At 40.9% G+C, this 15,219-nt stretch carries 11 protein-coding genes; 5 read left to right on the top strand and 6 right to left on the bottom strand.

Annotated elements, in window-relative coordinates; all coding sequences use genetic code 11:
- The first annotated feature begins 82 nt into the window (after positions 1–82).
- Positions 83–2,095, top strand: coding sequence for a hypothetical protein (locus DXB63_RS08135; RefSeq protein ID WP_147332272.1), 2,013 nt, complete (start codon positions 83–85; stop codon positions 2,093–2,095).
- Between the two features lie 64 nt (positions 2,096–2,159).
- Here the strand turns inward: DXB63_RS08135 and DXB63_RS08130 are convergent, their stop codons facing one another.
- Complete coding sequence (locus tag DXB63_RS08130; RefSeq protein WP_122125911.1) at positions 2,160–2,972, bottom strand: SDR family oxidoreductase; 813 nt, start codon at positions 2,970–2,972, stop codon at positions 2,160–2,162.
- 154 nt (positions 2,973–3,126) lie between these two features.
- Here DXB63_RS08130 and DXB63_RS08125 point away from each other — a divergent pair, with 154 nt between their 5' ends.
- From DXB63_RS08125 to DXB63_RS08120, 4 genes are all read left to right on the top strand, one after another.
- A complete protein-coding gene (locus DXB63_RS08125) occupies positions 3,127–5,730 on the top strand; it encodes a cadherin-like beta sandwich domain-containing protein (RefSeq protein ID WP_122125910.1) in 2,604 nt (867 codons plus the stop codon).
- Positions 5,731–5,754: 24 nt separating this feature from the next.
- Complete coding sequence (locus DXB63_RS17910; RefSeq protein ID WP_158563655.1) at positions 5,755–5,904, top strand: hypothetical protein; 150 nt, start codon at positions 5,755–5,757, stop codon at positions 5,902–5,904.
- Positions 5,905–6,117: 213 nt separating this feature from the next.
- Positions 6,118–6,312: a hypothetical protein gene (locus DXB63_RS17790; RefSeq protein ID WP_147332271.1), complete on the top strand. Its 195-nt coding sequence runs from the start codon at positions 6,118–6,120 to the stop codon at positions 6,310–6,312.
- Positions 6,296–7,867, top strand: coding sequence for a ClC family H(+)/Cl(-) exchange transporter (locus DXB63_RS08120; RefSeq protein WP_122125909.1), 1,572 nt, complete (start codon positions 6,296–6,298; stop codon positions 7,865–7,867). Before DXB63_RS17790 ends, DXB63_RS08120 begins: the two co-directional genes overlap by 17 nt.
- A 141-nt stretch (positions 7,868–8,008) precedes the next feature.
- Here the strand turns inward: DXB63_RS08120 and nfo are convergent, their stop codons facing one another.
- The 5 genes from nfo to DXB63_RS08095 form a co-directional block, all read right to left on the bottom strand.
- Positions 8,009–8,842 carry a deoxyribonuclease IV gene (gene nfo, locus DXB63_RS08115; protein ID WP_122125908.1) on the bottom strand — a complete coding sequence of 278 codons (834 nt, stop codon included), beginning with the start codon at positions 8,840–8,842 and terminating at the stop codon, positions 8,009–8,011.
- 98 nt (positions 8,843–8,940) lie between these two features.
- Positions 8,941–10,230: a DcaP family trimeric outer membrane transporter gene (locus DXB63_RS08110; protein WP_122125907.1), complete on the bottom strand. Its 1,290-nt coding sequence runs from the start codon at positions 10,228–10,230 to the stop codon at positions 8,941–8,943.
- A 76-nt stretch (positions 10,231–10,306) separates the two neighbouring features.
- Positions 10,307–12,925, bottom strand: coding sequence for a DUF4962 domain-containing protein (locus DXB63_RS08105; RefSeq protein WP_122125906.1), 2,619 nt, complete (start codon positions 12,923–12,925; stop codon positions 10,307–10,309).
- A gap of 82 nt (positions 12,926–13,007) precedes the next feature.
- Positions 13,008–14,270, bottom strand: a complete 1,263-nt coding sequence (locus DXB63_RS08100) for a sugar MFS transporter (RefSeq protein ID WP_122125905.1) — start codon at positions 14,268–14,270, stop codon at positions 13,008–13,010.
- Between the two features lie 4 nt (positions 14,271–14,274).
- Positions 14,275–15,219 carry an ROK family protein gene (locus tag DXB63_RS08095; RefSeq protein WP_122125904.1) on the bottom strand — a complete coding sequence of 315 codons (945 nt, stop codon included), beginning with the start codon at positions 15,217–15,219 and terminating at the stop codon, positions 14,275–14,277.

The raw sequence follows: 15,219 nt of genomic DNA, 5'->3' as shown, positions 1-15,219 counted from the left end.
TATTACACATAATAGAGCGTATTTAATCATTTCTTTGCAATATCAAAACATACGAAGTGTTAACTTTTAAAATTAATAAATTATGAAAAAGAAATTATTTACGCTATTAATGCTTATTTCTGCTTTTGTGTGCGGGGTTAGCGCACAAGTTACCATTTTTGATGATTCTATGGCTGATTGGATTACGGCGGGAGCACAAAATGATTCGGAACAAAAAACTCCTCTGGCTGTTGAAGACGGAACTGTAATATGGGTTGGAGGAAAATTGAATAACAGTAGTCAACCTAATGCCGGAACTTCAACAGAATATCCTAATTTTATTCGTTTTGGAAGTGCGGGACATTATTTACAAGTGCATCCAACACAGAACTTTTCAAAAGGTGGTAAGATGCAATTAACTTTTACAGCAAATACATCTAGTTCATATGTTGCAGAGGTTGCATTCCTTAAAGATGGTGTCGAAACTACTATTGGGAATATTGAAGCTTCTGGGAAAACTATAAATACAGTAAGTTTTGATTTGCCGGAATCTGTTGATGGTGATTGTGAGATAAAAGTGATACGTAAAGATATTACAATATTTATTTATGGTATTGTTTTAGAAACTAATGAAGCCGGCCCAAGCTCTGATGCAACAATCAAATCTCTTGCTGTAGCTGATAATGTTGTAGAACCGGTTGAATCAGCTTATTCTTATGAATTGCCTGCTAGTTTTGATGGTACTACGGCTGAAGTCGTGATTACTCCGAATGATGCAAAATCTGTAGTAACGGTCAGTTCAGATGCTGCTCCTAATACAGAAGCCGGTGCATATACAACCAATGTAACGATTGGAACTCCTGTAACAATAACAGTAACTCCTGAAACAGGTGCTGAAGATGCTTTGACTTATACATTGTCAGTAACTAAAGCTGCTAATTTAAGTTCTGATACCTCATTGAAGTCGGTAACGGTGGACGATGTTGAATTGCCTGCAGGTGACGATGGTAACTATACATTGGATATAGCATTTGCTTATGATAAGCCTTTGGATATTGTTGTTGCTGCTAATGATGATATGGCTGATGCTGTAATAGACCAAAACAAGCCGACTGTTGAAGGTGGTGCTTCTGTAGATGTTAAAATTACAGTGACTGCCGAAGATCAAAGTACTAAAGACTATACATTAAAAATAACTCGTGCTGCTGCTTCAATAGAATGTGAGTTGACTAAATTCAGTATTAACGGTTTTATCGGAACGATTGACGAGGATGCAAAAACAATCAGAATAAAAGTTATAAAGGACTATGATTTCTCTCATACCCCTGTGATGACAGTATCGGAAAATGCTACTGCCGTATGGAATAAAGATGCTAAGAGTGTTGTTGTTACGGCTCAGGATGGAACAACCAATGCTACATATACTGTAAATGTGGCTGCAGAAAGTGTAGAAGCTTTATCTGTATTCCCGACGAATCTTTCTTTTGCTGCAGCAACTTATACAGAACCTGTAGAATGGATCTATGGTGCATCTTATAATGCGGAATTAAAAGATGCGGCTGATACAAATGTTGTTGGTGGCTATGAATTGAAGAAGGAAAATGATAATGTAGGTATTGAGGCCGGTTCTAATGTATTGAATATTTATCTTGAAAAATGTGCTACATTAACAGTTAACGTAGGTGCTACAGGCGGAAGATATGTTGTAGCTACAGTAGGTGATACAGAATGTGGTAATGCTACATTAACAAAAGGTGTTGCTTCAGATTTAGTTTGCACTGTCGATAAGAGAGAACCGGTAACAGTAGTTATCAGATCCTATAAGAATGATAAGAAAGAGGCTGCTACAGGTGGTACTCGTATTTATAGTGTAAATGTTACTGCTCCTACAGATCAACCGGACAATATCAGCAATCAGTCTGTTGAAAATGCGATGACTGTTTATTCTGTAGATGGTATTGTTTATGTATCAGTGGCTAAAGCACAGGTTGCTAATATTTACGGTATTGACGGACGCTTGGTTAAAGTTGTAGAATTGAACGAAGGTGATAATACAATCAGTGGTTTGTCAAACGGTATTTACTTGATAAATAATAAGAAAGTAGTGATTAAATAATAGAAGGGTTTATAATTCTGAATGATGGCAAGGCTTCCTTTCGTGAGAAAGGAGGCCTTGTTTGTTAGTATACTTTATAAAAACAATGTAATAGATACTGTGTAAGCCGATTCGGAAGTATGCCGAGACATTTGGCGAACATAATTTGTTCAAACGGTCCTACCTTTGTTCTGAATGGCGGATACTTACTCTTGACAAGTTTACTGATTACACGACCCAGCTTTTCAGGATTACATCCCTGACGTTCGGCTTTCTCTATTATTTTCATCGTTCGCTCGAATTTCTCTTTATAATCTTTATCTTGTATCGTTATATGAGAAACAGCACGATTGGCAGTAAAATTGGTATTGAAGTCTCCGGGCTCAACTAAGCATATTTTGATATTGAATGAGCGGACTTCCTGTGCCAGTGCTTCACTGTATCCTTCGATTGCAAATTTGGAAGCGCAGTAAAATCCTTGAAACGGTACGGCGATAACTCCTCCTAAGGAACTGATATTAATTATTTTTCCATTTCTTTCTTTCCGCATGTGTGGAAGTACAGCACTGCACATCCGTACTACACCAAGATAGTTCGTATCCATTTGCAATTTAATTTCTTCTTCTGTGGCAAGTTCTGTAGCTCCGCTTATTCCCATTCCGGCATTATTGATAAGTACGTCTATTCGTCCCTGCTCGGAAATAATCGTATTTATTGTGCGAAGTATAGACTCCGGTTGGGTGACATCCATTGCCAACATATTTATTTTGCCTTGTTTATCTGTGGCTTTCCGGCTTGTGCCATATACAATGTGTCCTTGTCGGGAAAGAGTTGTAGCCATGACTTTCCCGAATCCGGAAGAAGCACCTGTGATAAGAATAACTTTTTTATAGTCCATTTTATCTGTGATATTAGTGTGAGGGTAAAAGTAATGAATATTGAACAGAATTTGCTAATATATGGGTAATATTTGCACATAATAATATGCTATCATCTGTTTCTTTGCCGTATAAAAAACGAGAAACATTGTTATAATTTAAATTTAATACGATATGAAAAACAAATTATTTACGCTATTCGCGTTTCTTTTAGTTTTTTCCTTTGGAGTGAAAGGACAAGAAGGCTCTGTGGGATATGAAGGGTTTACTCCAATGACGGGTGATAAAATTTGGGGTGAAAAAGGAAAACAAGTATTAATAATATTTGATCAGGGAACAGATTATGAATTAAAATTGGAATCAGCGGAAGGGAAGGTCGATGAACAAACTGTGTGTGGTGAAGCGAAAGTTCTTTGTTATGCGATTGGAGGTAACAAACATTATGTAAAGGGTTCTGTCGTTAAAGAAAATATTTATATAAGTTCATTATTATTAAATGGATCTTCTAACAAGAAAAGTTCAGACTCAGGTGCTGGTCCGGCTAGTGTATCAATTGAATTTTTTGATAGAGATGGAAAGACTATTGGACATGAAATAATAAGCTTACCATTGGCAGATGCTCAATGGGAAGCCAATAAAGTTCTTACAGTTCCGGAAAATACTGTGTCATTTCAAATAATGAGAGATGGAAGTATCAATCTCCGTTTATCTTATTTAGCTTATACACTATCAGTTCCCGGTTCCAGTACCGACAACACCCTTCATTCTTTAAAAGTTAATGGAGAAACAATAGAAGAAATTCAGGATGAAATGAATGTGACAATTCCTTTCAGTTATGATGAACCGACGATTCCTGTAGAATTTACTGTGCATGATGCAGCTAGTGTTACTATAAATGAGAATACTGTAACATCACCTGCTACTATTCCGTCACCGGAAAAAACTTCCGGAGCAAAATCTTCATCAACGATTGTTGTAACGTCGGAAGATGGTACTCCTAAGGAATATACTTTAAATGTGACAAGGGCTACTGTTAGTTCTATTCCGGAACTGGGAGAAGTGACAGTTGGTGATAAAATTATAGTTTTTGCAGATGGTGAGCAATCTTATACGTATCCTGCTTTTCCTTATGGTACAACAACGTTTCCTGAAGTATTAGCAAAAGCAGCCGGGGGGAGCACCATTGAATCTATTACGCAAGCTACGATAGAGAATCAGTTTGCAACTATTCTGGTTAAGGCAGAAGATGGAGTAGCAACAAAAGAATATACGATTAATTTTTCAGTGGCTGACCCTATTGCTGCACAAATTGTAGGGGAAAGTGTTGTTAAGACTTGGGATTTTAATTGGAGTCAAGAAACAAAGGCTAATTTGGAGGCAGATACTAATTGGACTTATGACGAAGCTAGTGATCGATATTCTTCGGCATCCGAGATGAATGGAACTTTGATGGCTAATAGCAAAATTATAGCTGAAACAGATGGATTGGTTTTCGGTAATAATGCAAAAGGTAGAACAAGAATTACTTTTGGTACAAATTATTGCTTAGGATTAAACAGTAAAGACGTTACTTTCCAAATAGATGACTTACGTGCTGGGCAATTATTAAGAATTGTGACAAAGTCTGCTAGTTCTACTGATGCTAGAGGGATTACAGCTACAAATTCAAATCGTATTGCAGGAGAATTGACTTCATTAGAAAAAATAACGAATGATTTTGAAGTCTTGACTAATGGTGGCGTTGTTATTAAAATAGCAGGTGCAGGAGGTATTTTAGTGTATTCCATCCAAATCTTAGATGGTGCACCTCTTACCGCCGAAGCCCTATCTTCTCTTTCCGATATAAAACTAAATGGTGATATTACGGAAAGTGACTTGGCATTGCTCAATGCGGCCGATCTTACAAGTATAGACCTGACCAGAGCATCATTCATTGCTACCGGATTGAGTCCTTTGAATCCGAATTGCTTGGTCTATGCATCCAAGAAACTTGACGGTGTAAAGAATCTCGTTGTAAACGGTGAAGCTGAAGCTATTGAATTGACGGATCTTACATCAAAAGCTTTTAACTGTCCGATAGAATTTACTGCTGCAGCGACAACATATACCCGTAGTTTTACTGCGGCGGGTATATATACCATTTGTTTACCGTTTGACGCTACGGTTCCGGAAGACGTAACCATTGAAGAGTTTAGCGGGAATAGTGGTTATACGGTTGTTTTTACTCCGGTAACAGAAATCGTTGCCAATACTCCTTATCTTATAACGGTAGCTACTGAAACAACTGTCGATTTTAAAGCATCGGAAGGAGCAAAGATAAAGAAAACGGAATTGGTAAGTGCAAAAGGTTCTTCTACCGAGTATGAATTCTGTAACAATTTTGTTCCGATGATAAACGGAGAAGCGGAAGCAGGAGGTTACTATTTGTTGAGAGCGGATGGTTCCGGTTTCGGAAAAGCAGGCTCGGATTCTAAAGTAGGTTCGTTCCGTGGTTATATTAAACCGGTTGGAGTTGATCCTGCAAAAGCTCCGGCATTGGTTATCGGTGAAGATGATGGTGGTGCAACAGGTCTTGAAACAGTCAATACTGATAAATTAATTGCCTATTCGGTAGATGGAATATTGAATGTAATCACTTCGGAGGCGCAAAGTGTAAAAGTATATGCTATTGACGGACGTCTTGTTCGCATCCTTCAATTAGGCGAAGGCCGCAATGAAGTGTCCGGCTTGGCAAAAGGAATCTACATCGTTGATAACCGGAAAGTGGCAGTAAAATAATAACCTTAATTCAATAATATAATTATGAATACAATAGAATATATCAAACCGGAGATAGAAATAATAGAGATAGGATTGGAGAATGTCATTGCAACATCTAAAGAACTGAATGACGACCATAATGGCTGGGCCGGTGCTCCAAAACGTAAAAACTTCTGGAAAGATGAAGATTAATGAAAGTTTGTATGTGTTGATATATTAGGTTAATTAGTAGCTGGATTCACAAAACTGGCGGGCTAAAAACGCCTAAGGGAGCGTTGGCTCTCACTCCCTTAAGTGTTAGTCAACGCTCCCTTGAGCGTAAGGTGACGCTCCTTTAGGCGTAAGGCAACACTCTCTTAGGCGATTTATAAAACACCTTGATGTTTTTTTAAAACATCAGGTTGATTGAAAAAAGACATACGGACGATTGAAGACAAAGGTACGGTCGATTGTTTGCAAACGATAGGAGTTTGTAATCAATCGACCGTATGTTGTATAAACGTGCAAGCGGGTACCAATAAATCATCATTTAACATACTCGGCGAAACATCCCATCCGGGAGATTGTTGTAGATATATTTCGGATGATGTGGAAGTTTAAAGATTTAAAGAGTTTGAGTGACTGGCGTATCTGGAAGCTAAAGCTGATTGATGCGAGGTTGTATTTCGTCAGTATCTTTGTCGGATTGTTGACGGGATTGGTGGCTGTGCCTTATCACTATCTGCTTCAATTATTCTTCAACATCCGAAAAGAGTTTTTTAGTTCCCATCCGCATTGGTATTGGCACATTCCGGTCTTTCTGTCTTTGTGGGGAATATTGATATTGGTGGCGTGGATGGTGAAGCGGATGCCGTTGATTACAGGCGGAGGTATCCCGCAAACAAGAGGAGTGATAAACGGAAGAATCACTTACCGACATTCTTTTATCGAGTTGGTTTCGAAGTTTGTAGGTGGGGTATTGTCACTCAGTGCCGGACTCTCTTTGGGGCGTGAAGGACCTTCCGTGCAGATAGGTTCTTATGTCGGAGATTTGGTTTCGAAATGGGCGCATGTACTTTCCGGTGAGAAGAAACAATTGCTCGCTGCTGGGGCGGGAGCGGGACTTGCCGCTGCTTTTTCAGCTCCACTGTCTTCTTCTTTACTGGTTATTGAGTCGATAGAACGTTTTGATGCTCCTAAAACAGCTATCACTACTTTACTTGCAGGAGTTGTGGCGGGTGGGGTAGGCAGTTTGATTTTTATGAATAATCCTTATCACCAAATTGATGCGATAGCACCGTCGTTAGACTTCTGGATGCAGGTGAAATTGTTTGTTTTGTTGGCCGTGGTTATTTCCGTATTCGGGAAAATTCACTCTTTGTTTACTTTTCATGCAAAACGTTTATATTCCTCTGTTCATCGACCTATGTATGTTAAGATGCTCTATTTGCTGATTGTGGCGTATCTCATTTCTTTGACGGAAGTAGATCTTACGGGGGGAGGGGAACAGTTCCTTTTAACACAAGCTGTTTTTGGGAGTGACGGAATTTGGTGGCTTACAGGGATGATGATGCTCCATTTTGTGTTTTCCACTTATTCCTTTGCTTCCGGACTTCCCGGAGGAAGTTTCATCCCGACTTTGGTGACGGGCGGGCTTTTCGGGCGTATCATTGCTCTGATACTGGTACAGAAAGGTATAATCGGTTATGAGAGTGTCAGTTATATCATGCTTATCAGTATGTCGGCATTTCTTGTGGCAGTGGTGCGTACACCGTTGACTGCTATTGTTCTGATTACCGAAATCACAGGACATTTTGAAGTCTTTTATCCTTCCGTAGTAGTGGGGGGCTTGACCTATTACTTCACGGAGTTATTACAGATAAAGCCGTTCAACGTTGTCTTATATGATGAAATGATAAATACGCCGGCTTTCAAAAGTCAGAAACGTTATACATTATCGGTGGAGATTATGAACGGTTCTTATTTTGACGGGAAACAAGTGGACACCTTAAACTTACCGGATCATTGTGTGATAATGATGATTCACCGGGATAGAAAATCATTGCAACCTGCCGGGCAGACACTTATCCCCGGTGATCAGGTACAGATTGAAATGGATGCCCAAGATATTGAGAAACTGTACGAACCTTTGGTCAGTATGGCTAATATTTATTAGAATCAAAGAGGATGTTGAAAGTATTAACTCTCTATCTTTTAGGCATGGATTACGCGAAAAAGAGTAAAGAAATAATCCGCGTAAACCGTGCCTGTAAATGATAAAAGATAGCTATTTTAGTTTTGATACCTCATATTCCTTTTATTCGAAACTTCGTAATAATTCTATCTCCTCTTTCCATAAACTTTCGTCCGGAGTTTCCAGTATGATCGGCATATTGTCGAAGCGGGAGTCTTTCATCATTATTTTGAAGAAATCTATACCGATGAGGCCTTTACCGATGCTGTCATGCCTGTCTACATGAGATGCTAACGCCTTTTTTGAATCGTTCAGATGTATTCCGCGTAAGTAGTTGAAACCGACTTGCTCGTCGAATTCGCGGAACACCTGTTCGTAATCACTTAAGAAATCATATCCTGAGGTAAAAGTATGGCAGGTATCGATACAGACACCGACACGGCTTTGGTCTTCCACACGGTCGATGATGTATTTCAGTTGCCAAAACTCATTGCCTACATTACTGCCTTGTCCGGCAGTATTCTCAATGACAGCAGTCACGCCCGTTGTTTTTCCAAGTACGATATTGATGGATTCCGCCACTTTGTCAAGACATTCTTCGATAGAAATCTTATTCAGGTGACTTCCCGGATGGAAGTTCAGCAGTTTCAATCCCAGTTGTTCGCAGCGTTGCATCTCGTCCAGAAATGCCGCCCTGCTTTTTGTCAGTCCTTCCTCTTCCGGATGACCGAGGTTAATCAAATAACTATCATGCGGAAGAATGTAATCGGCCAATAAACCGTATTTCTCGCAATTTTCTTTAAATAGCCGGATACTTTCTTCTGTTAACGGTTTAGCTACCCATTGACGTTGGTTCTTCGTAAAAAGAGCAAATGCGTTTGCTCCTATCTCGTATGCATTGACCGGAGCAGACTCTACGCCTCCCGATGCACTGACATGTGCTCCTATATATTTCATAATTTTGTGGTTTTAGGAAAGGTTGCGCCGGAAGAGCAAATATGAAACTTCCGGCACATTCCTTTCGTTGTTTGTGACAAAGATAAAAGTTTTTCCGGTTAGAAAGAATATTGTACCGATAGATTTACTCTATTGGCGTGTCTTCCCTGATCATTGAAATCGATTCGTTTGCCGCGCAAATATTCGATACCTGCCTGTAGATTGGACGTGACATTCCAAAAAGCATTGGCTACGAAATAACGTCCTTTATTGAAACTTTCGGATGGATCGCTTGGATAGCCATCCTTGGAGTAAAGGCGTGATTGGCTGTAACTTGCAGACATAAATACTTTCGGGGTGATGTTATATTGCAAACCAGCATACCATCCCAGCATCGGGAGTGCCTGCATGCGTCCTTCCTTTTCGGGATTGGGAACAAGGTCGACATTCAGGTTGCTGAGGTCGTTCATGAACGAACCGATTCCATGTCCGTAAGAGAACTGCCCGAAAGCCTGAAACTTCCGTAAGAAATTGAAAGTGGTGGATGCTTGTACCCCCCAACCGGCTTTTGAATGGGCTTTTTTGTCGATGTTACTGTTGTAGGTCATGCTGCGTGCAATAGCACCTACGCGGATATGGCTTTGAGAGTTCCAGTTATATTGTCCGTAAGCGGTGAAGTCAGGCATACGTTGGGTAGAGATTGAAAGATTGTCATTGGTCGTTCCGTTTACATCAGGCATTTCCACGCCGATTGCGGCTTTCCAGTGTTTCAAGAATGAGCGTTGGTAGCTTAATTGCGTAGCGCGGTAGAAGGTCATTCCACCCGGTCCTGCAAAGTCAATGGTGGCGGGTCCCGCTGCTGCATCCATGAATAGACCGTAAGTATAACCGACTGTAAATCCGAGGAATGAAGCATAAGCATTTTGCAATTCGAAAGTGCTTCCACTGCCGCGGAAGTTACCCCCCACATGAACAACGAAATCGCCCAGTCGTTTGGTATGTCCCACTAATTGCAAGAAAAGGTTGGAAGTCGTGATATCCATTTGGAACTGATTGTGTGCATAATCCCCGCTTCCTCCGTTAGGGATAAGTGCCGGGTAGAAATCCACATCTTTAACAATACCCCCGAAATCATATTCGGCAGTGGCTTTAACATAACCTCCGATACCTAAAGCGAACTTCCCTTTTCGGTCGGTTAAAATAAAGCGTGGTGCTTTAGGGTCTTGGAAACGAGGTAGTTGGTTCTCATTTAAAATGGTGATAATGTCATCTCCTGCTTTATCACGTGATATGAACATGATGGAGTTTGGCTCATCGTCCTCTATTATTACGCTTTTTTGCGCATAGCTGAAGACAGGCAGCAAGCCTGTTCCGAGTAGCACGGCTACTGATTTAAATAAATTTCCCATTTAAGTTAAGTTTTAGGTGAATATTCCTATCAACAACTTAAATGGGAAATGGTTGTATTACACAATTGTTAATGTCCTATATCTCAAAATCCGGTAAATAGTCGGATAGTTCTTTTTTTACTTTCTGCCCTTCTACTTCATCTGTAATAATGGTTTTACCTTCTTTCTTTCCGGCATCATACTCCAGAGATACTTTTTCTTTCTTGTTGCTTACACGGATTGCAGCTTTACCTTTTGGGGTGAGATTACAATGTATTTCCCAATCTCCCACTTGAAATGAATCTCCCTTGTGTATAACTTCTATATCTTTTTTATTTGTGTCGTGGGTATCTATAATGGTAAGAAAACGAGCTACGGGTGCTTTAGGGGTGGTAGCCGAGAAATGCCAATGGTTAGGGTATTTCACGGTCTTACCTTTCTTATCGGTTACATTTTTCCAATTCGTAGGTGCACAGAAGAAAGTATCGGTGACGGCTTCTTGCATTTCTTCCGAGCAATATAAATGTGCAACAGATACACCGCCGGCATTATTTCTTCCGGTTACGGTGATACTATTTGTTTGCTTGTCTACTTGCATTGGAAATTCGGTTGTATGTAGCAGATAACTCCATGTAACGGGCTCTTTTCCTTCCAATTCATCATAGATGACGTAAATGCCGCTTATTCCTAATTGGATGATATGGCGTCGGTACATTTTCAGACGATTAACATCCCAACCTTTCTCCGGTGTGAATTGTGTGCCGGATAAACGGGCACGTTCCAACCATAATGGTGATGTTACCTGTCCGTAAGCATTTGATGCATCACCTACCATATAAGAAATCTTGTTGCCTTCATACCAGCGTGGAATCCATCCGTAGCCTTCCGTCCCGATTTTCTGTCCCATGCCGTTGACTAAGATGCTATTATGTGCACGGGTATTACGATAGGAGTACATACAATGGTCGTCTGTGAATCCGGTACGATGTCCGCTGCTGTAGAATATAGGTTTACCTCCGTAGAAAGTGTTGAATGCGTTCTGGTTGGCGAGGGCATGCGATGTGGAACCATACGGACTGGAACGGAAAGAGAGCATTGCATTCTTTTCTGGATTACCTAATGCCGTATGCATGGTTGCCACCCCGTTTTCGTTGAAAACTTTCGCCGTTGGTAATTCATCCAGTGTATGTTCTTCTGTCGGAAATGATTTGGGAGTAATGCAACGATACCATCTGAGATCGGCGGGCTTGGCTTCAAAAGCACTGTTCAGAATATCCGGGTCACGCTTTAAAATATATCGTACATAAGCGGCTGCCCACGGATTATTACATTGCCGGGCCAGTGCTTCGGCATAACCTACACGAGCTCCCGTAGGAGTATGCTTGTTCTCATGTGAGTTGCCATGTCCGGCGGCATGTGAGAACGGTGGCTGGTGATATACCACATATAATGCATTATTATTGTACCATGGATCGGCAAAGAAATCAAAACCTGTAATACGGCTGTAGAATGCCGGTACTTCAATTAATGTGCGGTAGTTTACTTGGAAATAGGAGTCGCCATTATGCCATGAACCATCCGTATTTAATCCCGGCAGACGGGATATCCATTCGTTATAGCAATAATCCACCCATGTAGAGGCTTCGGGCAGTTCGCCCAAAGTGGCGAATGCAGCCATATTCAGGATACGGAAGGTCATTTGCCATACATGGTTGTCTGCAATACGGTTTTCAAGATGATTGACATATTCTTCATAGAATTTATGTCCATTTTCTTGAATCGTATTTAGTAACAGACTTTTTTCTTCTGTTGTAAGTATGTCGTAACATCCGTCGTATACGGAAGTACTCATCGATAAAATAGTGGAGAGGTTGAAGTCGCCGGCGAAATACTTGCTGCTTTTCCATGATATAATTTCAGACAGACGCTTGAATGCCTCTTGGGCATATCTGGCATCTTTAGTTAGTAAGTAGGCACGTACCATTGCTTCAATATTTGCTTCTTCACGGTCTACTATCTTACGCCCTTCACGGATGAGAGCGGAACGTTGCTGTACAATATTGGTCAGCTTTACTACCTGAGTGGTATCGATCTCTTCTTCCAGATGTTTTAACGGATGTTGAAAACACTTGTTTGCTTTGGTAATATAAGATTTTGCTTCCGGATTGTCCTTGTTCCGTTCGATAATGTTGTCCCAGTCTTTTCTTTCCAGTAAGATGCGAGGATGGGTAGACGGGAATTTATTCAGGACCTCTTCCAGCGAAGGCGGATTGAATACCAAAGTCTTGTCATCTACATAAAAATGATAAACGGGAGACCATTCTTCTTTGCCATTCTTATCTATATAGGCGTGTTGCCAGTACCATTTCCCTTTCTCAAAAAGACGGAAAGGATTGTAGAAAGCCCAATTACGTTCGGCAGTTATTACGCCTTTTGTGAATTTCGAGTCACGTGCGATGCGGATACGGTAAGTAACATGCGGTTTGAAATCTTTTCCATCCACTCCGTCAAGAACTGCACCAAGATGTGGAAATTTGTCCGGCCACATGAAACGTGGAGGGTTCATTGCGATATGTTGCCCGTCGAGCGGAGAGGGTGTCTCGCGTACTTCGTGCATCAATGTCGGTTGCGTCAGATGCATGATACTTTTCTGCGCTTGTGTGTAAGGCAGGGCAAGTATCATGAACAGACCTATAATAAAAGATCGTTTATACATGATATTGTTTTATGGAATTAGGTTGGTTACATAGTATAAAATGAAAGTCCGATGCTCTTATGCCATCGGAACTTTCGAAATACTATTTAAAAAGTTCGCTTAGCTTCACTGTTTTATTGTTGATTAATGGTTTAGCCCAGAAACCGATTGCCGTAATGTAAATAACAAATACGAGAATAAACAACATTCCTATACGCAAGTTTGTGGCATCTGCTATGGTGCTTACAATCAGTGGACCGCCTGCTCCTCCGGCAAGTCCGGAGCAAAGAATTCCGGCAAATGAGCCGTGATGCTTGGATGCAGAATTCAAAGCCAATGAGAATACAATGGAAAACATCATAGAAATACTGAATCCGATAGCCGGAAAGGCTATTTCTGCTATGGATAAAGGACCGTAAAGTGCACTGATTAAAAGAATGATTGTCAGTATTCCGGAATACACCAAAATACGTTTACTATCGAATAATTTCAATAGAAGCATTCCGATAAGACATCCGGCGGTCATACATCCCCAGAAATAACTTACAATTCTTGCTCCGGTTACCTGTGGGTCTACGCTATGGTATTTTTCTAAGAATGTACTCATGAAAATGCTTGTTCCCTGTTCGGTACTTACATAGCAGAAGATGCCGAGGAAGAATAACCATACATAAGGTTTCTTGAATAACTCAAAATAAGAAGCAGTGGAACCTGCACGTTCGTCATCCTTCAGCTCAATGCGTGGGAATTTAGATATGGCTACGGCTACCAACATTATTAAAAGAATAACCGTAAATACCCAGTAAAGTGATACCCACGGAAGACTGGTCGGAGTAACGGCAGCCAAAGAATCAATGAAAATGTTTTTCCCGGCTTCATAAGTTACAGGGTCTAACTTCTTTATCAGATAAGTATATACTAACGGACTTATAAATGAAGCGATACCAAACATGAATTGTGCCAGTTCTGCTACGAATGCATAGTTTTCTTCGCCGCCTACAGCGCGTTGGAGAGGATTGAGGACAGTTTGCAGCATTGCCATTCCTAATCCGATAATAAAGCAGGAGGCTAATAACATCGGGTAAGTAGGCATACAGGCAAACAGTATTGTCCCGATAAACGGCATAAGGAAGCCACAGAATAATACCGGCTTTTCACCAAAACGGTCAATAAGTATTCCGGCCGGAATACTCATGATAGCATAGGCGATAAAGAAAAAGGTAGGGATAAAACCTGCCATGGCAAGGTTTGTCAGACTGAATCCGCTGATAATATCCGGAATCAACGGACCAAGTATATTCGTGATAAACGAAATCACGAACCAGAACATCATGATGAGGGCCAATAGACCAATGTTTCTTTTCATAATCTTATTCAATTGATGAGAAAACCATCCAGGCAGCTCCCATGCTACCTGCTTTATTCCCTAATTTCGCGGCCATGATGGTCGTATTTACTGCACAATCCGCCATTGCGTGCTTGAGAGCCTGCTGTCGTACCATATCAATATAAAAATCTCCGGCTTCAGACAACCCGCCACCAATAACGACTCTTTGCGGGCTAAAGATATTAATAAATCCGGCAATTCCATGCCCTAAATAGGAACAATGTTCTTCAAGGCATTTTTTTGCTATCGTATCACCTCCTTTATATAGTGCGATAATCTTTTCGCCGTTTACTTCATTACTGTTGAAAGAGATTCCTATTTTTTTGTATTGCTGTATAAAGTTACGTACTAGGGCGGAAGTTGAGGCGTAATGTTCTAAACAACCTACCGAGCCGCAGGCACAAGGTTCTCCGTTGGCAATCAGTGGTACATGTCCCAGTTCTGTACCTCGATTAGCATACCCGTTGAAAAGTTTACCGTCTATGACGATAGCTCCGCCGATACCTGTTCCTACGGTAAGGAATACCACATGGGTACATCCCATACCTGCCCCATAATGCGTTTCACCCAATCCCATCAGGTTTGCATCGTTACTTAACAGTGTTGGTAGTCCGGTTTCTTTTTCCATAATATCGGCCAGCGGTAGATTTTCCCATCCTTTGATGTTTTCCGCTCCGCCGAGTACCATACGGTTAGTTGCATCAGCTATTCCCGGAGTGCCGATTCCTACGCCTTTAATCGGACAGTTCTTCCGCAGTGCATAGTCCTGAACTGTTTTTACTGCTGTTACCAATTGTCTGATAACAGCTTCTGCCGATTCATTTGCGCGGGAGGAAATCTTCCCCGAAAAGAGGAAGTTTCCCTGTTGGTCTATCAATGCGTATTTGATAGATGTTCCACCTAAATCTATTCCTATTGCGTGCAACAT

The organism is Bacteroides sp. OM05-12 (assembly GCF_003438995.1).
Classification (GTDB): Bacteria; Bacteroidota; Bacteroidia; order Bacteroidales; family Bacteroidaceae; genus Bacteroides.
This window is presented reverse-complemented; position numbering and strand designations above follow the sequence as displayed.